Source organism: Flavobacterium azooxidireducens, from assembly GCF_023195775.1.
In the GTDB taxonomy this organism is placed as follows: Bacteria; Bacteroidota; Bacteroidia; order Flavobacteriales; family Flavobacteriaceae; genus Flavobacterium; species Flavobacterium azooxidireducens.
In genome coordinates this window covers 2,181,389-2,205,623 of record NZ_CP096205.1, presented here as the reverse complement: position 1 = coordinate 2,205,623, position 24,235 = coordinate 2,181,389, and the positions used below count along the sequence as shown (strand labels likewise).

Here is a 24,235-nt window from a genome sequence, read left to right as displayed (position 1 = left end):
AAGAATTGTAAAAATAACTAAACAATTCATCTTTTAACACTTCTATTTCTTCTTAAACAATTTTCCTATCATTTTTGCAACGTCATCAAGTCTTTCTAAATTCTCTGTAAATGTATCTAATGCTCCGGGATTTTTTAAATCTATTTTGGAGTTTCCATCTATCCCTAATTGTAGCGGATAAATCAAAACCACATTATTTTTATCAAAATATTTGTTCATGTAAGTCGGAATATGACTCATAATGGCATTGTAAGACAAATTTGGTTTTCGACTCATCACAACGACCAATGCATCATCTTTGATAATGCTTCTTGACAGAATTAAAAAGTCATCCCAATCAGAAAACACATTAAATGCGGCATCTACTGGGTGTTTTGAATGAATGTCTTTAATGAAATTGATGGTGGTTTCACTTCCATAAAAAACAATTTTTGAACCGGTATTTTTTCCTAAATTCCATATTTTTAATAACCAAAATGGGAAACCGATTTCACGCTCAGCACGTTCCGGAATCACTACCACATATCTTTTTATGGTTGAAATGGGTTGAACCGATTTATAAATAAAAGTTGTTGCATTACATTTGTTTAAAACACCATCAGTTAGCGGACCATACATACTGTCACTAGAACCTAAACTTTCGGTTTGACCTAAAATGATATCGGATATTTTTTGTTCTCTAACCACACTTGTAATGCCGTTTAAAATATTCAAATCATATCGCATCAACATATTTAGCCTATTGTCTGTCGCCGAAGCAACGACAGCCGCTTTATCAACGATTTTTTTAGCTTTCGATTCTTTAGATAAGGACGAAGAATTATTATTAATAACGTTTAAAGCGAAAAGTCCGGTTTTGTTTTTCTTTGATTTTATGGTAACGGCAAATTGAATAAGTTCTTCAACCGTGTCGATATTTTTCATCGGAATAAGGATCCTTTCGTCACCATCGGTCGGTTTTCCTTCCTCTTGTTCATCAGAATCATCTTCCATCAAAGCGATATTGTAAGCTCCTTTTTGAGCCACAAACGAAGCAATAGTGCACGTGATTAAAATCATCAAAATGGTTCCGTTAAGCACACTTTCATTCAGTAATCGGTTTGGCATTTTTATATCTGCTAAGCGACCTTGTGTAAAAACCATTTCTGTTTTATCTATCAATTTATATACACCATTTGCAGGAACACCGCCAATTATAGCCATATTTCCCAATTTAGGAAATTCACCATTTTCTAATCCAAAAATTAATTCAGAATGATTTTCGGTTGTTAGCTTATTATTTTTAAGATGAATCTCATTATATTCTGTCACACTTTTATAATCGACAATTATATTAAATCCGACCAAAACAGCGGCTAAGGTTGCAGCGGCCTGAGCATTACTTAATCCGAAAATTAATCTTCGTTCATCGACAGAAAAACCATAAATTTTTTGAGTAATTAAGGCTGGAAGGTATTTTCCAACAATCGCACAAACCGTCATAATTCCGGCAACTTCTAATGTATTCCAATCTTTAATAAAAGCTTTGTAATCAATCAACATTCCAACTCCGATAAGAAAGAACGGAATGAAAAGTGCGTTACCAACAAATTCAATTCGATTCATTAACGGAGAAGTGTGTGGAATCAATCGATTTAGGGATAATCCGGCTAAGAAAGCTCCGATAATGGCTTCAATTCCTGCTAATTCCGCCAAAGTACATCCCAAAAAAACCATTGCTAAAACAAAAATATATTGGGAAATATTATCATCAAATCGTTTGAAAAACCATCTTCCAATTATGGGAAAAACCAACATTACAACCAAACCGAAAGCAATCACAGAAATAATCAAACGAATCCAGAACTCCTGATTAATCTCACCTGCTTGCATACCTGCGATGACAGCTAAAACCAAAAGAGCCAATGTATCAGTAATCATTGTTCCGCCAACGGTTATATTGACTGCTTTATTTTTTGCAACTCCTAATTTACTAACGATGGGATAAGCGATTAACGTATGGGAAGCAAACATACTAGCCAATAAAACTGAAGTTGGCATAGAAAATTCTAAAACATAAAAACCTACCAAAGTTCCAATTGTCATTGGAATTGAAAATGTGAGAAGTCCAAATACTAAACTTTTTGAACTGTTTTTCTTGAATTCAGCTAAATCAATTTCTAAACCTGCCAAGAACATAATGTATTGTAAACCAACCGTTCCAAACAAAATAATACTCATATCACGAGCAATTAAATTGAAACCATTTGGTCCGATGATGGCTCCGGCAATAATTAATCCGATAAGGTGTGGGATTCGTAATTTATTTAATATAATTGGGGCAAATAGAATGATGAACAGTATTAATGAGAACAATAATACCGGATTCTTGAGTGGTAAAGAAAAATCAATTCCTATTAAAAAAATCATATTCGCTAATTTAGTCGCTCAACTTGTAATTTTTCAGTTTGAAGCTTTAACCTTAACCATTTCTCAATTTTTGCTTCATCTACTTTTCTATTTCTTTCACTTGCAGACTTGCTCCATTTTAAATAAATGATTGGTAGTGTATCCATCTTTTTAAAATTCGTCTTAATCAATTTAGAAAAAGCAATCTCTTCCACATTAGTGTAATTTATTTTAATTTCATTCGCAATTTGATCGAAAGGAACTTTACTTTTTTCACTCAAATATAATTGCTTTTGCAAAAGTAAAAGTTCTTTTTCTTGCCGAACAATTATTTCTTCTTTATTATTTAGATTTTGTTGCGAAGTATAATAAGTGGATTCCAACTTTTCCAACATCGTTTGCGTTTCCAAATTTTCTACACTTTGAGCGATTTCAAATTCAACTCCGCCATACCCTTGTTTATCTAATTTATCTTTCCATTTGTTTACTAATGAAATGGTGACAGATTTTCCAACTGTAGCAAAAGCAACTGTTTTATCGTTGTAACTAATTTGTTGATTCAAGAGAATTACGTCATTATTTTCTTTAAATTCATTTAAAATCAAATTCACTTTTCGTTCAAAATCTGACTTTTTATACAGTCCATAGAACATATAAATACTTGGTGCTAAAATCAAAAAAGCTATAAAATAAAGAACTTGAGAAATTCGTTTCCGTTTAGACGAATTCAAATATTCTTTCATTGGGAATTTCAACGACTTTACAATTATAAAAGTCGCTAATGCAATGAAAATTGTGTTAATCGTAAATAGAAATAAAGCTCCTAAAAAAAACGGCCATTTTCCCGTTGCCAAACCATAACCTGCTGTACAAAGTGGAGGCATTAAGGCAGTTGCAATTGCTACACCTGCAATGGTATTGATCTGCTTATTTCTTCTACTTAATGCAACGATTAGTGCAAATCCACCCGCAAAAGCAATGATTACATCACGAACATCGGGATATGTTCTGGCAATTAATTCGGGAGTTTCATCTTGGAAAATGGGAATACTAAAAAACAAAAAGGAAGTGAATAATGCTAAAACAACCATTATTCCGAAGTTTTTGATGGCTTTTCGCATTAAATCAACATCATTAATTCCTAAAGACAAACCAATTCCAACAATTGGACCCATCAATGGCGAAATTAACATCGCACCAATTACAACTGCTGGTGAACTTGTGTTTAGTCCCGCAGATGCAATTAAAATAGAGAAAATTAATACCCAAGCACCTTGACCTTTGATAGAAATTCCGGCTTTTACTTCTTCAATCGTTGAATCGTGATTGGTATCTTCCCGAATATCTAAGGTAGACTTTAATAAAAGCTTTAAATTTAACCATAAACTTTTAATCGGTCTGTTTGGCGTACTATTTTCCATAATCTAGGTTTTTATTTTGGTAACGAACTCACTATTTTCTTGATATCTTGCTCTTTCTCTTTTGGATAAATCAATAAAACATCACCTTGTTCTACAATAATATAGTCATTTAAACCATCGATGATAACTAGTTTTTTATTTTCAGTTCGAATAATATTATTGGTTGCATTTTCTGAAATCAAAGTTGAATTGACAACCGCATTATTTTGAAGATCTTTCTCTAATTTTTCGTGTAAAGAACCCCAAGTGCCTAAATCATTCCAATCGAAAGTGGCGGGTAGAACATATACATTTTTGGCTTTTTCTAAGATGGCATAATCAATTGAAATATCTTCCGCTAAAGCATACTTTTGATTGATAAACTCCTTTTCATTTGATGTATTGTATGTTTCAATACCTTCCAAAAACAATTGATTCATCTGAGGTTGAAAAGCAGAAAATGCTTCCGTTATTGATTTGACAGACCAGATGAAAATTCCGCCATTCCAAAGGAAATTACCACTTTCAAGAAAAGATTTTGCTGTTTCGTAATTTGGCTTTTCCCGAAATTGATTTACTTTTTTGATGAGATTTGCATCTGTTTTATCAAATTCGATATAACCAAAACCAGTATTTGGAAAAGTAGGTTGAATTCCTAACGTCATCAAAGCATTGTTGTGTTGACAATAATCAAAACATTGTTGCAAATTAGTGATAAAAGCGGTTTCATCTTCAATCCAATGATCGCTAGGAGCTACAACCATCACTGCATCTGGATTCATTTTTTGAATTTTTAGCGAAGCATACAAAATACAAGGAGCTGTGTTTCGCATTGCCGGTTCCAACAAAACTTGCTCTTGTTTTACCATTGGCAATTGAGTAAGAACCAAATCATTGTATTTTTCATTGGTTAAAATCAATATATTTTCGGTTGGAATTAATTTTGATAAACGGCTGAACGTTTTTTGAATCAACGTCTCCCCCGACCCCAACATATCATGAAATTGTTTAGGAAATTCGGTTGTAGAAACCGGCCAAAAACGTGAGCCGACTCCACCGGCCATTAGTATTGCGTAGTAATTTTTGTTCATAGTCATTGCGAGGCACGAAGCAATCTCATTTTTATAATTACAAATATAGTAAAGTTGAAGCGTTACTGAGTTGTTGTGTATAGGAGTTTTTTTAGGATTGAAATAAAGACATTTAGAAAAAAAATCAATTGAAAGAAAGCAAAAAACAATAATGAAACTATAATTCTAAAATTATAATCAATTGAATCAAAAAGCTGAAAATCTTCTACCGAATTAACCAAATGCAAATAGTAAAAAAATAATCCTATGAAAATCAACGAACCAAAAATATGACATAACGAAAGAATTGAAATTAATTGAATTTTAAAAAAACTAAAAATTAAATAAATCAATCTCGTACTAAAAAATATCAAACACAATAAAATATAAGCATGTTGAAATGTAATTACATAATAAGTATCATGAACATTTATATCTAACGTTTCATTTTTATCACCTATATAAGACAATACCAAAAACAAGATTGAAGCTAAAAGCAAAAAGAAATAAGATTTGTTTTTGAGTAATTCTAAAATCATAAATCGTTATTAATTAATTATCCCGGAATAATCTCCACCTCAGCATTCGCATTAAACAAATATAACTTTCCGGTTTTTACTTCTAAACATTCATAGCGTTTGACCCGAAGTCCTTTTTTTTGGAAAACTTTCCCGTTTTTAATTCTGAAAAAACTTCCGGAAGGCACTTCGTGGATAAAATGAATATCCGGTTTTCGTTCGTCAAATTGCTTTAAAGCAAAAGCCAATCGTGCATCGGTGTCGCTGCTGGCGGTTGGATTTCGAAAATGATTAGCAATCAAAGGCAAAACCGAATTTGGAAAAATCTCCGGTCGAATAAACGGAATCATCAACCGTTGAAAGGTAATTTTCCACTCACTTCCGTGTGGTTTGATGTTTCTTCCATATTTTTCAAAAGCAGCTAAATGAGCAATTTCGTGAACCAATGTAATCAAAAAACGGTATTTATTCAAATTGGCATTTACTGTGATTTGATGCTTCCCGGAAGGATGTCTTCTATAATCGCCGTGACGAGTTACCCGTTCGTTTACAATTTTTAAATGAACTGAATTGGTTTTGATTAACTCAAAAACCGATTCAACTGCGTGTTCGGGAAGATATTTTAAGAGGACTTCGCTCATTTAGTTGTTGTCAATTTCTTTTTTTTGATTGAGTAACGTTTTTGCATTTAATTCGGTTACTACTTTTTTACCCGTTTTGGCTTCTAGTTCTTTTCTGGCAACATTGGCAACATTTCCGCCTTGTTTGGCAACTTCTTTACTGTCTTCAAACGTTTCAGGATTTACTGCTTTGGAAATATCTTTTGTAGAAGCTTCTGCCAACATATTCAAAATCAATTCTGTATTGGTCATATTGTCACGAAGATTCTCCTTTTTTAATCCTTTCAATAATTTATATTCTTTGGTTGTTTTACCCGACCAAGATTTTGAAATTATATCGGTTAATGTGGCAAATTGCTGACCTTCTTTAATTCCTCTGCTTTTCCATTCATCTGTTAATTCTTTTCTGATTTCAATGCTTTTTAAGCGTTGATTAATCCAGTTTTCAGAATATCCCAATTGTAAATATTGCTCTAATGCTCTGTCAATTGTTATTTCCGGATCTTGCATTTCATCCAATCGTTCCGATGCAATTTGGGCTAACCACAACTTAAACGGCTCTGCTTTTGGAGATGGAATGGATTGAATTAAACGAAAAATTTGTTCAGTATCAGCAACATCAGTTTTATAAAATTTACCATCTGAAGATTGCATTTTCAGTTGACTACAATTTGTAGCCAACTCACTTCCTTCTTTTTTGAGCCTAACTTTTAAAACACTCCAATACTTTCGAGCGTTTGGACTTTCTGTTAAAATTCCTATAACATCAATAATAGAAAAGAACCACTTCTCCTTTTGTGCATCCCAAAGTGTTCTTACTTTTTTGTTTTCAAATAGCTGGATGGCGTTTTCTTGTTTCATATCTATATAATTTTAAAAAATTTGAATTACGGTGTTGATGAACTTACTTGCAGAACTTTCCCATTATAATACTTATTTCCGTTTAACGAAAAATCATAAATATAATCGGCCATTTCTTTGGCAGAAAGTGGTGCTATATATCCCGGAAAAGCTTCGTGCAACATTTCGGTTTGAACTGCTCCTAAAGCCAAAACATTAAACGAAATTCCTTCTTCTTTATATTCTTCTGCCAACAATTCCGACAAAGTAATGACTGCTCCTTTGCTGGAAGAATAAGCGGCTAAACCGGCAAATTTTGAACTTCCTTGTATGCCACCCATCGAACTAATCGACACGACGTGACTTCCTCTTTTCAAAAACGGTAAACAAATGCGAGTTAAATTGGCAACGCCAAAAACATTTACTTTGTAAACCATTTCAAAATCGGCTTGTGTTAATTGTAAAAATGGTTTTAGCACCAAACAACCAGCATTATGAATTAAAACATCAACATTTTTCCACGTTTGAGCGATGAATTCAGTTACTAAATTCAATCCGCTTTCTTCCGATAAATCAACTACCAGACAAGTTATGTTACGATGTTCGATTAATTCTTTTACTGTTTTTCGGGAAATAGCCAAAACTTGGTGACCTTCATTGGCAAATTGCAAAGCAAGTTCATAACCAATTCCGCGAGATGTTCCGGTGATGATGATATTTTTCAATTTCTTTATTTTTTTAAAACAATTTCTTTTTCTGAAGCATTGACCATTTTAGTCACAATCGGCAACATTTCCTGAATATAATCGGTCATAAATTCAGTATTCATTTGGCTAAAATCATCTGAAACATGATGATAATATTCATAATTTTCAAAGTCAAAAGTACTAACCGTTTGAGCCGGAACATTAAACTCTAAGAAAAACGGAAAATTATCGGAAGCCATAAATAATCTGTAATGTAATTCCGCTTGTAAAAATCCAACTGTCTTTTTTCCGGCATATTCATTCAATTTTTCTACCATATTTGATTTATTATAACCAGTGATGTAGGTTAAAAAATCACGTTTCATTGGCACTCCAATCATTTCAAAATTCAGCATACTATACAAATTAAAATTTTCACTTTTTAACTTTGCTGCCAAATGTCTTGAACCTAACAATCCTTTTTCTTCACCCGAAAAAAAGACAAATAGAATACTTCGTTTATTGTTTTTTTGGGATGAAAAATAGCGAGCAATTTCTGCCACTGCCAAACATCCTGTAGCATTATCATTAGCTCCGTTTGCAATGGAATCCTTTTCAACTTTTTTATCAATTATACCGATATGATCATAATGAGCACTAAAAATGATGAATTCGTCTTTTAATTTTGGATCTGTTCCTTCCAAAAACCCAACAATGTTGTAAGCTGATTTTTCAAAATTAGAAAGTTTGTCACGATACGATTCAAAATAGGGTGAAATCGACAAACTCTTAAAATAATTTTCTAAATGAACAGCCGCTAATTCTCCTCCTTTGGTTCCGGTATCTCTTCCTTCCAACAAATCGGAGGTAAGGTATTCTAATCGTGTTGAAACAGAATCTTTACTCACACTATAAACCATTTTTTCTGAAACCGCCACAGAAGCAGATTGCGAAAAAATGGGAAAAACAAAAAGCATTGAAAATAATCCCGAAATTGAAATGTATTTAATATAATTCATAGAATTGGTTTTGCGATAAAAATACAAAAAACCCTTTAAGAAAGCACTTAAAGGGTTTTAAATATATTGATTTGTGATTTATTTTTAAACCAATCCTCTCGAAATCACAATACGTTGAATCTCTGAAGTTCCCTCGTAAATTTGTGTAATTTTAGAATCACGCATCATTCTTTCTACGTGATATTCGGCTACATAGCCGTTTCCTCCGTGAATTTGAACCGCTTCATTGGCTACTTCCAACGCAATTTCGGAAGCGTATAATTTTGCCATTGCACCCGAATGAGCAATGTCTTTTCCTTCGTCTTTTTCGCAAGCTGCTTTCATTACTAATAATTTTGCTGCTGTCACTTTCACATACATATCAGCTAATTTAAAAGCGATGGCTTGGTGTTTAAAGATTTCTTTTCCGAATGCTTTTCGTTCGTGCGAATATTTCAAAGCCAATTCATAAGCTCCGGTTGCAATTCCTAATGCTTGCGATGCAATTCCGATTCTTCCTCCGTTTAACACGTTCATTGCAAAACTAAATCCGAAACCATCGGCACCAATTCTATTTTCTTTTGGCACTTTCACATCATTAAACATTAACGAATGTGTATCGCTTCCGCGGATGCCCATTTTCTTTTCTTTTGGACCAATTTCAAATCCGGCCCAACCTTTTTCAACTATAAAAGCATTGATTCCTTTGTGACCTTTTTCAACATCGGTTTGAGCAATTACTAAATAAGTTGAAGCTGTTGCTCCATTGGTTATCCAGTTTTTTGTTCCGTTTAACAAATAATAATCACCTTTGTCAATAGCCGTTGTTTTTTGAGAAGTGGCATCACTTCCTGCTTCCGGTTCTGATAAACAAAAGGCTCCAATCACTTCGCCTTGAGCTAACGGAACCAAGTATTTCATTTTTTGTTCTTCACTACAATATTTTTCCATTCCGGCACAAACTAATGAGTTGTTTACCGACATAATAACCGCTGCCGAAGCATCAACTTTTGCAATTTCTGTCATTGCCAACACGTAGGAAACGCTGTCTAAACCGGCACCGCCGTATTTTGGATCAACCATCATTCCCATAAAGCCTAATTCAGCCATCATTTTCACTTGCTCGGTCGGAAATCTTGAATGTTCATCTCTTTCAATAACTCCCGGTAATAATTCTTGTTGAGCAAAATCACGAGCCGCTTGCTGAATCATTAAATGCTCTTCGGTTAGATTAAAATCCATAACTATAAAAAAATTGATTGATTGTTTCTTAAATTTGAACGCAAAAATAGAACAATAAAGTCAAAATCTCAAACGATTTCGTAATTTTAGCCTATGTTTAAAGAATCCTATCAAGTTGTTGGTGTGATGAGCGGAACTTCGCTCGACGGAATCGATTTGGCTAATCTTCATTTTTCTGAAAAAGACGGAAAATGGTCGTATGAAATTCTAGAATCTGTAACCATTTCATATCCAAATCATTGGCTAAACAAATTGAAAGTTGCCGTACATTTTTCTGAAAATGAATTGATTCAATTAAATGAAGAATACACTGATTTTTTGGGAAATTCTATTAAAAATTTTCTAAACGATTATAAAATTGAATCCATCGATGCGGTTTGTAGTCACGGTCATACGATTTTGCATCAACCACAAAACGGGTTTACTTTACAAATTGGAAACTTACCTCAACTTGCCAAAATTATTGGTAAAAAAGTGGTTTGTGATTTTCGCGTTCAAGATGTTGAATTGGGCGGACAAGGTGCTCCGCTAGTTCCGATTGGCGATCGATTATTATTTTCTGAATATGATTTTTGTCTGAATTTAGGCGGATTTTCGAATATTTCATTTGAAGAAAATGAAGAGCGAATTGCGTTTGACATATCTCCCGTAAACACCGTTTTGAATTTTTATGCCAATCAATTAGGTTTTGATTATGATGATAAAGGCGAAATTGCTCGTTCAGGAAAAGTAAATCCTGATTTATTAACTGAATTAAACAACCTTGATTTTTATCAAAAAAAATACCCAAAATCACTCGGAATGGAGTTTGTGAATGCTACAATTCTGCCGTTAATTGAAAATTATTCCATTTCAATTGAAGATAAATTGCATACTTTTGTGGAACATATTGCTATGCAAATTGCTTTGGCCTTACCTAAAAAAGAAGGCAAAATATTGATTACTGGCGGTGGTGCTTATCATCTTTTTTTGTTAGAAAGAATGCAAAATTATTTATCAAAAATGAATCTTATTGTTCCGAATACCAAAACATTAGAATTCAAAGAAGCCTTAATTTTTGGCTTACTTGGCGTGTTGAAATTACGTAATGAAATCAATGTGCTTTGCAGTGTAACCGGAGCGAAAAATGATCATTCGTCGGGGAAAATTTTCAATTAAAAAATCCTTATTTTTTCTCCAATTTATTTTTTGTAAATTGAACCCTTGAATTTTTCCGTTCAAAAAAATAGCAATGAAGAAGATTTTATTAGTAGAAGACGAAGTTCACGTTGTATCGTTTATCAATAAAGGATTAACCGAAGAAGGTTATGAAGTTTCTGTGGCATTGGACGGAAAAACCGGACTTTCTTTACAACAAAACAATCAATTTGATTTTATCATTTTAGACATTATGTTGCCTGAAATGAATGGATTGGAAGTTTGTCGGGAAATCAGAAAAACCAATACACAAATTCTCATTTTGTTTTTAACGGCATTGGGAACTTCTGAAAATATTGTTTTAGGTTTAGAATCCGGTGCCGATGATTATTTGGTTAAACCTTTTAAATTTATTGAACTCTTAGCTAGAATTAAAACCTTACTTCGTAGAACCGAAAGTTTTAGTCCATCAATTCCTGAAATTCAAGAAGATTACATTTACAAAATTGACGATTTAATTTTAAATGATTTTAGCAAAACCGTTACCAGAAATGGTGAAACGATTTCGCTCACAACAACTGAATTTAAACTATTGCTCAACTTTTTGCAAAATATAAACAAAGTCCTTTCAAGAGGAGAAATTTTAGATACCGTTTGGGGTGTCAATTTCGATATGGGAACCAATGTGGTCGATGTTTATGTGAATTATCTCAGAAAAAAAATCGATTCTAATTCATCCAACAAACTGATTCATACCGTCATCGGAATGGGTTATGTAATGAAAGAAAATTAATGAAGACGCAAACCAAAATAACGTTACTTTTCTTAATTCCTTTTCTAATCGTATTATCACTTTTTAGCGGATTTGTGTATTATTCGTTTTTGAATTATTCGCACAACGACTTCTTTCGCTTACTTGAAATTCGTGCGATTACAGCCGGAAAAATTGAATTAGACAACAATCCAACAGCAAACATCAAAGAAATTAAAGAACTGCGTGATCAATTTTTTGAAAAATTACCTCAAGAAAAAGATTATTTTTTTCCGTTAGATAAAATAGAAACTTATCAAGACGAAAGTGAATTGTTGAATTTACCCATGATTTTTTTTGATGATGTCATTAAAAACGGAAAATCACAATATCAAAAAAACAACACCTTTTATAAAGGTATACTTTATAATAGTAAAAAAGGTAGATATATTGTTGTTGCTTCGGCAGAAAATTATTACGAATTACATCATTCAGCCTATTTAAAAAGAACATTGTTTTTATCTATTTTGGCTGCTTTTGTAATTTCTGCAATTACGTCACTTTATTTTTCAAAATATATTTTTAAACCTTTACGGAAAATTACTGAAAAAGTAAATCAGATTAGTTCTGAAAACTTGCATTTGCGTTTAGACGAAACCAATAAAAATGATGAATTGAACGAGTTAGCAAAAACGTTCAACACGATGCTTGATCGAATTGAAACTTCTTTTGAAACGCAAAACAACTTTATTAGCAATGCTTCGCACGAACTTAGAACTCCGCTTACTGCCATTATTGGTGAAGCCGATGTAATTTTATCGAAAGAAAGAACGCAAGAAGATTACCAAGAAGCCATCAAAATTATGTTGGTGGAGGCTGAAAAACTAGAAGGCAAAACTAGAGCTTTACTGTTTTTGGCTCAAACTGGATTTAACGGGAAAACGCAAAAATTTGATAAAATAAGAATTGATCAGTTGTTGATGGACGTTAAAGAAACATTAGAACGAATCAATCAAAAAAACAAAATTCATCTTGATATGAGTTTACTTCCTGAAAATTCAGATATGATAAAAGTAAACGGAAACGAGCAATTATTACATTTGGCTTTTAGCAACATCATCAATAATGGCTGTAAATATTCTGACAATCAAACCGTTAATGTTGCACTTGGAGCATCAAACAACAGTGTTTTTGTGGTTATCAAAGATGTTGGTATCGGAATTCCCGAATCGGAGCTAAAATTTATTTATGATCCATTCTTTAGAGCATCCAACACAAAAAATTACGAAGGTTACGGAATTGGTTTGCCGCTAACGCGAAATATCATCAGAATGCACCGTGGTGAAATTGATGTAAAATCGATTCAGAACCAAGGAACGACCGTTCAAATTAACATTCCGATGTACAAAATTTAACGTTTTTAAAACTTCTTTAAGATTCTCTAATCTTATTTTAATTTCGTCATTCAATTTTAATCAAATTCTAATTTTAGATTAATTTCTTTCTAATTTGATGCCCATAAATTTGTCACTATAAATCTAAAAAATAATAGTGTCATGAAAAAAACCATTCTTATCCCAACTGATTTCTCAATCGAATCATTAGCTGTTTTAAAAAATGTTTTGAGCCAATCTTCATCAAATGAAAAATTTGATGTCATTCTTTTGCACGGAGTTCATTTAACAGATTCAATCACTGATTTGCTTTTCTTATCAAAGAAAAAAATTGTAAATCAATTTATTACAAATGAATTTACTGAAGCGTGTTCGGTTTTACAAAACAAATATGCTTCAAAAATAAATTCTATTCGTAAAGATATTTTTACCGGTTTTACACAAGCTGCTTTTAACAATTATGTTGAAGGAAACAAAATTGATCAAGCATTTCTTCCAACAGAACATCAGTGGAAATTGGATAAAAGAAAAAGCTTTGATTTAGTTCCATTTATTCAAAAAAGTAAACTTTCTGTAGAACAAGTTGGGTGGAATGCTAATCAAAATATTCCTGAAAAGGGAAAAGTTGCCGAAATCTTCTTCAACGGAGTTCCTTCGCATTCTTAATTAGTAAATCAAAAAAACTATGAAAATTATAACCACCTACACCGTTGTATTTCTGGTTATTGTTGCAACGATCTTCACATTAATGTCCTTTTCTCAAAGTCCTGAAAAAAAAATTGTTGGACAATGGAATGAAAAATCTTGGGAATATGAACGTGTAAATAAAGTTGGCGACACTAACAGCAAAGAAATTACAGACGATGTAAAAAAAATAATCGGTCAACACCTACTCATTCATGAAGCCGAAACTTGGCAATTTTTGCCAAACGGAAAACTGCTCTTAAAAGCAGGTTCAACAGAACGATTAGTAGATTGGAAAATTAAAGGAAGAGGTCATATTCTTCAATTAAAATATGACGATAATGTTGTAGAAAACTACAACCTTACCGAACTTGACAACAACACAATGATTTTGAATTTTGATTCGGAAATTCAAGCTCGTGGAATTGCAAAATTAACATTTGAAAAATCATAAACTATGCTTAGAAAATTTAGTAATAGCAGAACATTAGAAGACAATATAAAATTAGGAGCACTTACTGCCTTTTCCGGCGGAATGGTGAATGTTGCCTCGTTACTGATTTTCTTTTCATTTTCATCAAATGTAACTGGTCATTATGCCATTTTGGCTTCAGAAATTGTAAAAGGAAATTTATATCAAACCGGAATTGTTTTTGCTTGGATATTTCTATTCTTTTTTGGTAGTTTTTTGTCCAATTTAATTGTTATTCATCTTAGTAAAATAAATACGTATTTGGCTCATTCGCTACCGCTGATTTTAGAAATTATTTGTTTAATGTCGGTGGGAATATATGGACAGTTTTTCTACATGGAAACACTATTTGAAACCGAAATCATGCTCGGAATCATGCTTTTTGCCATGGGTTTACAAAACGGATTAACTGCAAGTATTTCAAATTTTGCAGTAAAAACAACTCACTTAACAGGAACTACAACCGATTTAGGAATTCTATTTTCAATGTTTACTAAAAAAGAATACCGAGAAAATAAAGAGTTGAGAGGCAAGGCAAAACTATTAAGTACCATTGCAATTGCCTACTTAGGGGGAGCAATAATTTCCGGATTTCTTTATTTCTACACCGGATTTCAAGTGTTCTATATTGTGAGTGTATTTTTAACGATAGTAATTTCGTATGATTTATACAAAATTCGATTAGAAAGGTTCATGTCAATCAGAAACAGAAAAAATGCAATAAAGGTTTACAAAGAAACTAAAACTGTGCATCCGGCTTTCAATTTAAACTCATTTACAGAAAGAAAAGAACGAATGAAAGAAGAAACAGCATAAACATAAAATCCCCACTTTGGGGATTTTTTTTGCTCAACATTAATTTCAAAACAAAAACACTACATTTTTAATACACTTTTTCAAAATTTGGGTTTGAAATGTTTTACAGTAGCTTTCAAAAAAAATAATTTAGCAGACACTATTTCAACAAATCATGAAAAAAATTCTTCTTTCTGCTCTAATTGTTTTTAATACTTTTTTAGTTTTTAGTCAAACTAAAAATAAATTTTCAGACAAAACTCCTGTTTTAAAAACTAATGGAAAACAAATTCTTGAACCTTCAGGAAATCCAATTATTCTAAAAGGAACAAACCTCGGAAATTGGTTAGTTCCCGAAGGATATATGTTCAAATTTGAACAAGTAAATTCTCCTCGAAGAATTGATGATTTTCTGTATGAAATGATTGGTCCGGATAGTTTAGAAGTTTTTTGGGATAAATACCTTGACAATTACATCACCCATGACGACATTAAATATTTAAAACAAATTGGTTGCAATCATTTGCGTGTTCCATTTCATTATAAAATGTTTACGCAGGATTTATATATGGGAAAACGAAACTCAGGCTTTACCTATCTTGATCGAGTAATTGAATGGTGCAGACAAGAAAAACTGTATGTTTTATTGGATATGCATTGTGCTCCCGGCGGTCAAACCGGAGACAATATTGATGACAGTCATGGTTTTCCCTATTTGTTTTTTAGTCAAAAATCGCAAGATTTATTGAGCGAAATTTGGATTGATATTGCTAAAAAATATAAAAACGATCCCATTGTTATTGGGTATGATTTAATTAACGAACCGTTAGCTCATTATTTTAAAGATGAAATTAAAGATTATAATCTCCGTCTTCATTTGCTTTATAAACGATTAGTTTCCGACATTCGAAAAATTGATAAAAAACACACCATCTTTTTAAATGGTTCTATTTGGGGAGGAGATTTTGGTGTTTTTGAAGAAATTTTAGATAACAATATCGTTTATGAATTTCACAAATATTGGTTTGATGTAAATCAGGAATCCGTTCAGTTTTATGTAGATTTTAGCGAAAAACATCAAGTTCCCATCTACATTGGTGAAACGGGTGAAAACACAGATGAATGGGTAAATGATTTTCGGATTTTATTAGATAAAAATGAAGTTCATTGGTGCTTTTGGCCGTATAAAAAAATGAACAACACCAGCGGAATCATGAACTTTGATCAACCCGAAAATTTTGATCTTTTGATAAATTATGCCAAAAGCGACCGAAGTACCTATGAAAATATTCGCAAAAACAGACCTAATCGCGAATTAGTTCAAAAAGCTCTTAATCAGTATTTAGAGAATTCCCTTTTTACTAAAAAGAATTTTCCAAATGTGGGCTATATTGAAGGATTGGGGTTTAAAAATCATTCTCTAAAAAATAAGAAGTAAAATCACTACAAGTTCTATTTATAGTCTACGGGTCAATTTTTAATCAAATTGACCCGTTTTGCCATTTATTTTAAATTAAAAGCTGAAAAACGATTATTTTATTATAAAATCTTTATTAAAATAAAACTCAATTTAATATTTAAAATTAAATTTGCACCACAAACAAACTAAAAAAGAACAACTAACTAAAATGAAAGAATTACTCAAAAAATTTGAGAACAAAGAACCCGAAATAATTTTTAACTGGAAAGATGCAGAAACCGATGCAGAAGGCTGGACAGTAATCAACTCTCTTCGTGGAGGTGCTGCCGGTGGCGGAACCAGAATGCGAAAAGGATTAGACATGAACGAAGTTCTTTCTCTTGCAAAAACTATGGAAGTAAAATTCTCTGTTTCTGGCCCTGCCATTGGTGGAGCAAAATCAGGAATCAACTTTGACCCAAATGATCCTCGAAAAAAAGAAGTTTTACAACGCTGGTATAAAGCCGTTTCTCCTCTATTGAAAAGTTATTATGGAACCGGAGGCGATTTAAATGTAGATGAAATCCACGAAGTAATTCCAATTACAGAAGAATGTGGCGTTTGGCATCCGCAAGAAGGCGTTTTCAACGGTCATTTTAAACCTACAGAAGCAGACAAAATCAACAGAATTGGTCAACTTCGTCAAGGTGTCATCAAAGTAATTGAGAATCCAAAATTTTCACCAGATGTAAACCGAAAATATACTGTTGCAGATATGATTACCGGTTTTGGCGTTGCCGAAGCAGTTCGTCATTATTATGATATTTATGGCGGAAGCGTTGTTGGCAAAAAAGCCGTTGTTCAAGGCTTTGGAAATGTAGGTTCTGCCGCAGCATTTTATTTAGCCGGAATGGGAGCCAAAATCGTAGGAATTATCGACCGAGAAGGCGGAATCATTAATGAGGAAGGTTTTTCGTTTGAAGAAATTAAACGCTTGTTTTTAAACAAAGACGGAAATAAATTAGTAGCCCCAAATATGATTCCATTTGAAAAAATAAATCAGCAAATTTGGAACATTAATGCCGAAATTTTTGCTCCTTGTGCAGCTTCACGCTTGGTTCAAAAAAGTCAAATTGACCAAATGATTGCTTCTGGTTTAGAAGTAATTTCAAGTGGTGCCAATGTGCCGTTTGCCGATAAAGAAATTTTCTTCGGTTCAATCATGGAAGAAACTGATGCAAAAGTTAGCTTAATTCCTGATTTTATTGCAAATTGCGGCATGGCTCGCGTTTTTGCTTATTTTATGGAAAAGAAAGTTCAAATGACCGATGAAGCTATCTTCTTCGACACTTCCGAAACCATCAAAAAAGCAATTGAAAAAACACATGCTTTAAATTCATCCAAAACCAATATTAGTGCAACCGCTTTTGAAATTGCTCTGAAACAATTAACTTAAACTAAAAATCGATGACTCTTTTAATCATCTTATTATTTGTTATTGGATACATGTCCATCACTCTAGAACACCCACTAAAACTAGACAAAACCGTACCTGCTCTTTTAATGGCCGCGACTATGTGGGCGGTGCTATCTGTTGGTTTTAACAATGGATGGTTTTCCATAATCGACACGCATGGACATATTTTTAATATTAATTCAGGTACTGCTGCCGAAAATCACGATGGTTTTCTCGAAAACCTAATGCACCATTTCGGAAAAACATCAGAAATTCTAATTTTCTTAATTGGTGCCATGACCATCGTAGAAATTATTGATTTACACAGAGGTTTTGACGTGATAAAAAACAGAATTAAAACAACCAATAAAGTACGTTTATTATGGACGCTTGGAATTGTTGCTTTTATCCTATCTGCTATTATTGACAACCTTACAGCAACCATTGTTTTAATTACTTTACTTCGAAAATTAATCCCTAAAAGAGAGTACAGAATTTGGTATGCATCACTAATCGTAATTGCTGCCAACGCAGGTGGAGCTTGGTCTCCTATTGGAGATGTAACCACGACTATGCTTTGGATTGCCAATAAGGTTACTGCTGTCGGATTATCAGAATACGTTATTGTACCGTCTATTGTTTGTTTTGTGGTGCCATTTTTTATTGCCTCTAAGTTAAAACCTTTTCAAGGAATAACTGAGAGAAAATCATATGGAATCAACGAAGAATCTGAACGTTTATTAAGCAGTAAAAAAATGCTATATATTGGTTTAGGAGCTATTGTTTTTGTACCTATTTTCAAAATGATTACCGGACTTCCTCCCTATGTTGGAATGATGTTTAGTCTTGGTTTTGTTTGGTTAGCATCAGAATATGTTACACCGTTTGACGACTTCAATAAAAAAGACAAACACCTTTATTCAGGTCATAATGCATTAACAAAGATTGAATTTTCAAGTATTCTTTTCTTTCTAGGTATTTTAATGGGAGTGGCTGCTTTAGAAAGTATGGTATTTGGTCAAATTGATGGCAATGATACCGGAACACTTCGTTATGCAGCAGAATCGTTATCCAATGCCATTCCAAATATGGATGTGGTAGTTATTTTGTTGGGAATTTTATCATCAATCATAGACAACGTGCCATTAGTAGCCGCTTCAATGGGAATGTACACTTTTGAAGTTGATAGCTCAATTTGGCACTTTATAGCATACTCTGCCGGAACCGGAGGAAGTATGCTCATCATCGGTTCAGCCGCAGGTGTTGCCGCAATGGGAATGGAAAAAATTGATTTCATTTGGTACCTCAAAAGAATAACTTGGCTTGCCTTCGCCGGATTTATTGCAGGAGCATTAACTTTCATGTTAATTGAACATTTTATACGACCTACAATTTAAAACCGTAACTTAGCGTTATAATTCTAACCAATTAAAAAAACATTTTAAAATATGCAACCAGCAGATAGTTTAGCAACAGCACAAAATGCTTTATTAGAAGACCAACCCATAGAAAAAACATTATCCATTTGGGATTTAATTACCAGTGGCGGAATTGGTGGTCAACTCATCATGATTACATTGGCGTTATTATTATTTTTTGCCTTATATCTTTATTTCGAAAGATTAATGGCGATTAATGCCGCTTCCAAAATTGATACTAATTTTATGAACAACATTAAAATGAATATCACCAACGGAAAAATTGATGCCGCCAAAATGCTTTGTGCTCAAACCAATTCTCCTGTTGCTCGTTTAACCGAAAAAGGAATTTCCCGCATCGGAAAACCATTGGAAGACATCAACACAGCCATTGAAAATGCCGGAAAACTCGAAATTTACAAACTGGAGAAAAACGTAAGTATGCTCGCAACTATCTCCGGTGCAGGACCAATGATTGGTTTCCTTGGAACTGTAATTGGTATGATTCTTGCCTTTCACAAAATGGCAAGCGGTGGCGGACAAATTGAAGTTGGTGCTTTAGCAGAAGGTATTTATACCGCTATGACAACAACTGTTGCCGGTTTAGTAGTAGGAATTATTGCGTTTATGGGCTACAACCATTTAGTTGTAAAAACCGATAAAGTAGTACATCAAATGGAAGCCAATGCAACCGATTTCCTTGACCTTTTAAACGAACCGTCATAATATGAATATCAGAGGTAGAAATAAAGTATCGCCCGAATTCAATATGTCGTCTATGACGGATATTGTGTTTTTGTTATTGATTTTCTTTATGCTAACATCCACAATGGTTACCACCAATGCATTGGATTTAGTATTACCAAAAGCAAAAGGGAAAACCGACAGTAACAAAAATATTTCGGTGAGCATCAATAAAGATTTAGAATTTTTTATTGACAAAGACCAAGTTCAAGAAGCCGATTTAGAAGCTCGATTATTAGCCTTATTTTCCAACAAAGAAGACAAAGCCCTTATTTTAAGAGCAGAAGAAGGCGTGCCAATTGAAAAAGCAGTAAATGTGTTAGACATCGCCAACCGCAATCAAATTAAAGTGGTTTTGGCAGTTCGACCAAAATAATAAGAAGCTAATCCTGCTTTTCGCTGCAAGCTTTGGCTCAAAAACCTTTTTTTCTACGGTCTGTCAGGAGCTTCCTTTGGTCGCTCTGCCAAACCAAGAAAAAATAGGTTTTCATCACCAAAGGCTTTCCGCTACAATCAGGGCTAAAACGAGAAACGATGAAATATTTAGAAACCGAACACGAAAAAAAATCATTTGCCATTTCCACAGCGATAATGACAGTGTTGCTTTTATTAGTTATTTTTCTCGGATTATCCTATATGGATCCACCACCCGAAAACGGAATCGCCATTAACTTTGGAAACACCGATGCCGGCTCAGGAAACACCAACACAACCGAACCGGTTAAAACAGAACCAAGAGAAGTACCTGAACAACCTGTGGAAGAAGCAACATCTGAACCAACTTCACCAAGTAAAGTCTCCGAAAATGTAATCACAGCCGATAACGAAGCGGCCATTGCAATAAAAAGACAAAAAGAAGAAGCCAAAGCCAAAGCAAGTGCAGAAGCAGCCGCCAAAGTGGCCGAACAGAAAAAGAAACAAGAAGAAGCCGATAAAAAAGCAAAATTAGATGCTTTAATTGGTGGTGTAAAATCCTCTGACGGAAAAACCACCGGTGGCGACGGAACTTCAACAACTGCCGGAAACCAAGGAAAATTAGACGGAAGCATCTATTCCAATAGTTACTACGGTAGCGGAAAAGGAACAGGAACCGGAACGGGAGCTTGGGGATTAAACGGTAGACGACTTTCCAGTCCGGGAGCTGTAAAAGCAGAATGTAATGACGAAGGAACTGTGGTTGTTGAAGTAAAAGTAAATAAAAACGGAGGCGTTACTAACGCAAAATTTAGTCCGAGTGGTTCAAATACAACCAGTAAATGCTTACAGGAAGCTGCAATCAAATCGGCTTATAAATATAGATGGAACGACGATGCAAATGCACCGGATGGACAAATTGGGTTTATTGTATTTAACTTTAGAAACGGAGAATAAAAAATAAAATTTATTTATATTTAAACCTCACTTTTGTGGGGTTTATTTTTTTAAAACAATGAATTATCAAGAAACTGTAAACTGGCTGTTTAATCAGCTTCCAATGTATCAAACACAAGGAGCATCGGCATATAAACCGAACCTTGACAATACTATTTTGTTGGCAAATTACCTCAACAATCCGGAAAAAAAACTCAAAACAATTCACGTTGCGGGAACTAACGGAAAAGGCTCTACTTCTTCCCTATTGGCATCGGTTTTACAGGAAGCAGGTTACAAAGTAGGTTTATATACTTCACCTCATTTAAAGGATTACCGCGAACGCATAAAAATTAATGGAGAAGAAATCACGGAAGAATTTGTCATCGACTTTGTTTCGCAACACAAAACCTTTTTTGAAAATCAGCAATTAAGTTTCTTCGAAATGACGGTCGGTTTAGCTTTCGATTATTTTGTAAAAGAAAATGTTGACATCGCTATAATTGAAGTTGGTATGGGCGGCCGTTTGGATTCCACCAACATCATCACACCACTTATTTCCGTAATTACAAATATCGGATTAGATCACACACAATTTCTAGGAAATACATTGGAATCTATTGCTTTTGAAAAAGCCGGAATTATCAAACCAAACATTCATATTGTAATTGGAGAATATACAAATGAAACAAAACCCGTTTTTATAAAGAAAGCATCAGAAACCAATTCAGAAATCTATTTTGCGTCTGATTTAATTGAAGAAGTTTATCCCACTGCTTTATTAGGTGATTATCAAATTCAAAACAGAAAAACAGTTCAACATACTCTTCGGATTTTGCAGCAACAAAATGAATTTACTTTTTCAGAAGAAACTATAAAAAATGGCTTTTTAAACGTCATTCAAAATACCGGATTATTGGGAAGATGGCAACAATTGGGAGATAGTCCAAAAATAATTTGTGATACAGCTCATAACAAACACGGCCTTTCGATTGTGCTAAAACAAATAGAAAACCAAGAATTCGATCAGCTTCATATTGTTTTAGGCGTTGTAAATGATAAAGATTTGGGAGAGATTCTACCATTATTTCCAAAAAAAGCAAAATATTACTTCTGTAGCCCAAAAAATTTACGCGGTTTACATCCTGAAATTCTAAAGGAAAAAGCAATTGAGTTTGGACTTAACGGAAAAGTATATAATTCTGTTTCAGAAGCTTATCAGGAAGCTAAAGAAACAGCAGGTGCAAACGACTTGATTTACGTAGGCGGAAGCACATTTGTTGTGGCAGAAATTTTATAATTTTTTTCATTTTTTATTTGCAGATACCAAAAACTGTGTTATATTTGCACTCGCAATCAAGCACTAATCGGGCGATTAGCTCAGCTGGTTCAGAGCACCTCGTTTACACCGAGGGGGTCGGGGGTTCGAACCCCTCATCGCCCACGAAAAACTCCTTAAGAAATTAGGGAGTTTTTTTAGTTTTAAAGGGTCATTACCTCTCCCGATAGATTCTGTGTTGATTTCCAAAATAAAATCTAAATTTTTATTAGTTTTGTTTTTCAAGACAGTCTCTGAACTAGTCTCTATAGCGTGTTTAAACCATTTGTGTTTGCACGCTATTTTTTGTTATATATTCTTTATCGTAAACTGTTTCATTTTTGAATAAAATATAGATTAGTTCGAGTAACTTTCTTTGAACTGCTACCAAAGCTTTCATTTTAATACCGTGTTTAGACACTAATCTTGCGTAAACACTTTTAAAATTTTCATCCCATTTTACAGCACTTAATGCTGGTAAATGCAATGATTTTCTTAAAAACCTATTTCCTTTCTTGGATATTCTTGGCTTCCCCTTTACTGAGGTTCCTGATTGCTTTTCTTTTACATCCAGTCCTGCATAACTAGTTAGCTGAGATTTGTTTCTTATTAATTCAAAACCGTTTGTTTCCGCTAAAACTGTCACTGCGGTTAATTCACCAACACCAGGTATTGATGTAACTCTTTTGATGATATTGGACACTTGAAGATCAGCTTTTGTAATTTCGTTGATTTCTTTTTTTATTTCTTTTTCTTGTAAATTCAATAATACTATTCTCTTTTTCATCCTATCAAGACTTCGTTCATTTGGCATAGCTTCTACACTTTCAGCATGTATTTGGTTTTTAATATTACTCCTCTCTTGAACAATTTGCTCTCTTTCACGGGTAAGCTGTTGTAGCTCCCTGTAAATGCTTTTAGGCTTTGTCCATCGATCTAATTTTCGCTCTAATCCAAATTGTGCAATTGCTTGCGAACAACTCTTATCGGTTACTGTTTTTTGTTCTAAGGTTCGTATGTAATTACTAATCTTATTGGGTAATACAATACTTACCTCACAACCGTTATCGACTAAATGATATGCAAACTTTTGATGATAAACTCCGGTTGCTTCCATAACGTAACGTATGGGAAGCTCTTTATCTATTTGCTTATTTACCCATTCAACCAATGATTTAATTCCAGAATCACTGTTTTTAAAAACTTTGTAACTAAATAACTCAATGTTGAAATCTTCATATATACGGCCTAAAGTAATGACTAATTCCTTTTGAGCAACATCAATTCCTGCGACTTGTTTTAATAATTTTTTAATCATTTTTTTAATATTAGTAATTGATAAAGTGATGTATCTTCCTTCGTCTTTTCTCCTAGTTGGATATTCAAGATATTAAGCAATACTCAATTCTTTACATTCTGTTCAAACTCTAAAAGATAAAAAAGAAAGAGGTAATATCTATCGAACAATATACTTCAAGAGTTATTTAGCCATCGGTATACTCTCTTTCTTTTCACTTTATTTCTTCAAATTTATAATATCAACTTTATTTTGCAA

General features: G+C 33.4%; 22 protein-coding genes and 1 tRNA gene. 14 read left to right on the top strand and 9 right to left on the bottom strand.

Annotation, left to right across the window (positions count from 1 at the left end; genetic code table 11):
* Positions 1 to 42: 42 nt before the first annotated feature.
* The 8 genes from M0M57_RS09620 to M0M57_RS09585 form a co-directional block, all read right to left on the bottom strand.
* Positions 43 to 2,409 (bottom strand): cation:proton antiporter, encoded by a 2,367-nt coding sequence (locus M0M57_RS09620; RefSeq protein ID WP_248432839.1) that lies wholly within the window; start codon positions 2,407 to 2,409, stop codon positions 43 to 45.
* Positions 2,410 to 2,414: 5 nt separating this feature from the next.
* Entirely contained in the window at positions 2,415 to 3,809 is a 1,395-nt protein-coding gene (locus M0M57_RS09615) for a DUF389 domain-containing protein (RefSeq protein WP_248432838.1), read from the bottom strand.
* An 11-nt stretch (positions 3,810 to 3,820) separates the two neighbouring features.
* The gene (locus M0M57_RS09610) at positions 3,821 to 4,879 is read right to left on the bottom strand and encodes a mannose-1-phosphate guanylyltransferase (protein ID WP_248432837.1); all 1,059 of its coding nucleotides are present in this window, start codon (positions 4,877 to 4,879) and stop codon (positions 3,821 to 3,823) included.
* A 535-nt stretch (positions 4,880 to 5,414) separates the two neighbouring features.
* On the bottom strand, positions 5,415 to 6,017 hold the full coding sequence (locus M0M57_RS09605; RefSeq protein ID WP_248432836.1) for a SprT-like domain-containing protein: 603 nt from the start codon (positions 6,015 to 6,017) through the stop codon (positions 5,415 to 5,417).
* Positions 6,018 to 6,857, bottom strand: a complete 840-nt coding sequence (locus M0M57_RS09600; RefSeq protein WP_248432835.1) for a BRO-N domain-containing protein — start codon at positions 6,855 to 6,857, stop codon at positions 6,018 to 6,020.
* Positions 6,858 to 6,883: 26 nt separating this feature from the next.
* Positions 6,884 to 7,561 carry an SDR family NAD(P)-dependent oxidoreductase gene (locus M0M57_RS09595; protein ID WP_248432834.1) on the bottom strand — a complete coding sequence of 226 codons (678 nt, stop codon included), beginning with the start codon at positions 7,559 to 7,561 and terminating at the stop codon, positions 6,884 to 6,886.
* 5 nt (positions 7,562 to 7,566) lie between these two features.
* On the bottom strand, positions 7,567 to 8,541 hold the full coding sequence (locus M0M57_RS09590; RefSeq protein WP_248432833.1) for a M20/M25/M40 family metallo-hydrolase: 975 nt from the start codon (positions 8,539 to 8,541) through the stop codon (positions 7,567 to 7,569).
* 84 nt (positions 8,542 to 8,625) lie between these two features.
* Entirely contained in the window at positions 8,626 to 9,762 is a 1,137-nt protein-coding gene (locus M0M57_RS09585; protein ID WP_248432832.1) for an acyl-CoA dehydrogenase family protein, read from the bottom strand.
* A gap of 93 nt (positions 9,763 to 9,855) precedes the next feature.
* Here M0M57_RS09585 and M0M57_RS09580 point away from each other — a divergent pair, with 93 nt between their 5' ends.
* The 14 genes from M0M57_RS09580 (at position 9,856) to M0M57_RS09515 (ending at position 22,806) form a co-directional block, all read left to right on the top strand.
* Positions 9,856 to 10,920: an anhydro-N-acetylmuramic acid kinase gene (locus tag M0M57_RS09580; protein ID WP_248432831.1), complete on the top strand. Its 1,065-nt coding sequence runs from the start codon at positions 9,856 to 9,858 to the stop codon at positions 10,918 to 10,920.
* Between the two features lie 73 nt (positions 10,921 to 10,993).
* Positions 10,994 to 11,692 carry a response regulator transcription factor gene (locus M0M57_RS09575; protein ID WP_248432830.1) on the top strand — a complete coding sequence of 233 codons (699 nt, stop codon included), beginning with the start codon at positions 10,994 to 10,996 and terminating at the stop codon, positions 11,690 to 11,692.
* Positions 11,692 to 13,065, top strand: coding sequence for an ATP-binding protein (locus tag M0M57_RS09570; RefSeq protein WP_248432829.1), 1,374 nt, complete (start codon positions 11,692 to 11,694; stop codon positions 13,063 to 13,065). The genes M0M57_RS09575 and M0M57_RS09570 overlap by 1 nt, the downstream gene beginning before the upstream one ends.
* 141 nt (positions 13,066 to 13,206) lie before the next feature.
* Positions 13,207 to 13,710: a hypothetical protein gene (locus tag M0M57_RS09565; protein WP_248432828.1), complete on the top strand. Its 504-nt coding sequence runs from the start codon at positions 13,207 to 13,209 to the stop codon at positions 13,708 to 13,710.
* A 19-nt stretch (positions 13,711 to 13,729) separates the two neighbouring features.
* On the top strand, positions 13,730 to 14,182 hold the full coding sequence (locus M0M57_RS09560; RefSeq protein ID WP_248432827.1) for a hypothetical protein: 453 nt from the start codon (positions 13,730 to 13,732) through the stop codon (positions 14,180 to 14,182).
* 3 nt (positions 14,183 to 14,185) lie between these two features.
* The gene (locus tag M0M57_RS09555) at positions 14,186 to 15,016 is read left to right on the top strand and encodes a YoaK family protein (RefSeq protein WP_248432826.1); all 831 of its coding nucleotides are present in this window, start codon (positions 14,186 to 14,188) and stop codon (positions 15,014 to 15,016) included.
* Positions 15,017 to 15,170: 154 nt separating this feature from the next.
* A complete protein-coding gene (locus M0M57_RS09550) occupies positions 15,171 to 16,433 on the top strand; it encodes a glycoside hydrolase family 5 protein (protein WP_248432825.1) in 1,263 nt (420 codons plus the stop codon).
* Positions 16,434 to 16,623: 190 nt separating this feature from the next.
* Positions 16,624 to 17,850, top strand: a complete 1,227-nt coding sequence (locus tag M0M57_RS09545; RefSeq protein WP_248432824.1) for a Glu/Leu/Phe/Val dehydrogenase dimerization domain-containing protein — start codon at positions 16,624 to 16,626, stop codon at positions 17,848 to 17,850.
* Positions 17,851 to 17,861: 11 nt separating this feature from the next.
* Positions 17,862 to 19,247, top strand: a complete 1,386-nt coding sequence (gene nhaD, locus M0M57_RS09540) for a sodium:proton antiporter NhaD (protein ID WP_248432823.1) — start codon at positions 17,862 to 17,864, stop codon at positions 19,245 to 19,247.
* A 51-nt stretch (positions 19,248 to 19,298) separates the two neighbouring features.
* The gene (locus tag M0M57_RS09535; RefSeq protein WP_248432822.1) at positions 19,299 to 19,994 is read left to right on the top strand and encodes a MotA/TolQ/ExbB proton channel family protein; all 696 of its coding nucleotides are present in this window, start codon (positions 19,299 to 19,301) and stop codon (positions 19,992 to 19,994) included.
* A 1-nt stretch (position 19,995) separates the two neighbouring features.
* Positions 19,996 to 20,388: an ExbD/TolR family protein gene (locus M0M57_RS09530; RefSeq protein ID WP_248432821.1), complete on the top strand. Its 393-nt coding sequence runs from the start codon at positions 19,996 to 19,998 to the stop codon at positions 20,386 to 20,388.
* Positions 20,389 to 20,546: 158 nt separating this feature from the next.
* Positions 20,547 to 21,383 carry an energy transducer TonB gene (locus M0M57_RS09525; protein WP_248432820.1) on the top strand — a complete coding sequence of 279 codons (837 nt, stop codon included), beginning with the start codon at positions 20,547 to 20,549 and terminating at the stop codon, positions 21,381 to 21,383.
* A 58-nt stretch (positions 21,384 to 21,441) separates the two neighbouring features.
* Entirely contained in the window at positions 21,442 to 22,662 is a 1,221-nt protein-coding gene (locus M0M57_RS09520) for a bifunctional folylpolyglutamate synthase/dihydrofolate synthase (protein ID WP_248432819.1), read from the top strand.
* Positions 22,663 to 22,731: 69 nt separating this feature from the next.
* Positions 22,732 to 22,806, top strand: a tRNA-Val gene (locus tag M0M57_RS09515).
* A 151-nt stretch (positions 22,807 to 22,957) separates the two neighbouring features.
* On the opposite strand, the gene M0M57_RS09510 is transcribed toward M0M57_RS09515, so the two are convergent.
* The gene (locus tag M0M57_RS09510) at positions 22,958 to 23,998 is read right to left on the bottom strand and encodes an IS110 family RNA-guided transposase (protein ID WP_248432818.1); all 1,041 of its coding nucleotides are present in this window, start codon (positions 23,996 to 23,998) and stop codon (positions 22,958 to 22,960) included.
* Positions 23,999 to 24,235: the final 237 nt, after the last annotated feature.

Coding starts and splice junctions, on each gene's coding strand:
- M0M57_RS09570 (WP_248432829.1), top strand. CDS start 11,692: ATGAAGACGCAAACCAAAATAACGTTACTTTTCTTAATTCCTTTTCTA.
- M0M57_RS09545 (WP_248432824.1), top strand. CDS start 16,624: ATGAAAGAATTACTCAAAAAATTTGAGAACAAAGAACCCGAAATAATT.
- M0M57_RS09560 (WP_248432827.1), top strand. CDS start 13,730: ATGAAAATTATAACCACCTACACCGTTGTATTTCTGGTTATTGTTGCA.
- M0M57_RS09580 (WP_248432831.1), top strand. CDS start 9,856: ATGTTTAAAGAATCCTATCAAGTTGTTGGTGTGATGAGCGGAACTTCG.
- nhaD (WP_248432823.1), top strand. CDS start 17,862: ATGACTCTTTTAATCATCTTATTATTTGTTATTGGATACATGTCCATC.
- M0M57_RS09605 (WP_248432836.1), bottom strand. CDS start 6,017: ATGAGCGAAGTCCTCTTAAAATATCTTCCCGAACACGCAGTTGAATCG.
- M0M57_RS09555 (WP_248432826.1), top strand. CDS start 14,186: ATGCTTAGAAAATTTAGTAATAGCAGAACATTAGAAGACAATATAAAA.
- M0M57_RS09520 (WP_248432819.1), top strand. CDS start 21,442: ATGAATTATCAAGAAACTGTAAACTGGCTGTTTAATCAGCTTCCAATG.
- M0M57_RS09620 (WP_248432839.1), bottom strand. CDS start 2,409: ATGATTTTTTTAATAGGAATTGATTTTTCTTTACCACTCAAGAATCCG.
- M0M57_RS09535 (WP_248432822.1), top strand. CDS start 19,299: ATGCAACCAGCAGATAGTTTAGCAACAGCACAAAATGCTTTATTAGAA.
- M0M57_RS09575 (WP_248432830.1), top strand. CDS start 10,994: ATGAAGAAGATTTTATTAGTAGAAGACGAAGTTCACGTTGTATCGTTT.
- M0M57_RS09510 (WP_248432818.1), bottom strand. CDS start 23,998: ATGATTAAAAAATTATTAAAACAAGTCGCAGGAATTGATGTTGCTCAA.
- M0M57_RS09530 (WP_248432821.1), top strand. CDS start 19,996: ATGAATATCAGAGGTAGAAATAAAGTATCGCCCGAATTCAATATGTCG.
- M0M57_RS09525 (WP_248432820.1), top strand. CDS start 20,547: ATGAAATATTTAGAAACCGAACACGAAAAAAAATCATTTGCCATTTCC.
- M0M57_RS09615 (WP_248432838.1), bottom strand. CDS start 3,809: ATGGAAAATAGTACGCCAAACAGACCGATTAAAAGTTTATGGTTAAAT.
- M0M57_RS09550 (WP_248432825.1), top strand. CDS start 15,171: ATGAAAAAAATTCTTCTTTCTGCTCTAATTGTTTTTAATACTTTTTTA.
- M0M57_RS09590 (WP_248432833.1), bottom strand. CDS start 8,541: ATGAATTATATTAAATACATTTCAATTTCGGGATTATTTTCAATGCTT.
- M0M57_RS09610 (WP_248432837.1), bottom strand. CDS start 4,879: ATGAACAAAAATTACTACGCAATACTAATGGCCGGTGGAGTCGGCTCA.
- M0M57_RS09600 (WP_248432835.1), bottom strand. CDS start 6,857: ATGAAACAAGAAAACGCCATCCAGCTATTTGAAAACAAAAAAGTAAGA.
- M0M57_RS09585 (WP_248432832.1), bottom strand. CDS start 9,762: ATGGATTTTAATCTAACCGAAGAGCATTTAATGATTCAGCAAGCGGCT.
- M0M57_RS09565 (WP_248432828.1), top strand. CDS start 13,207: ATGAAAAAAACCATTCTTATCCCAACTGATTTCTCAATCGAATCATTA.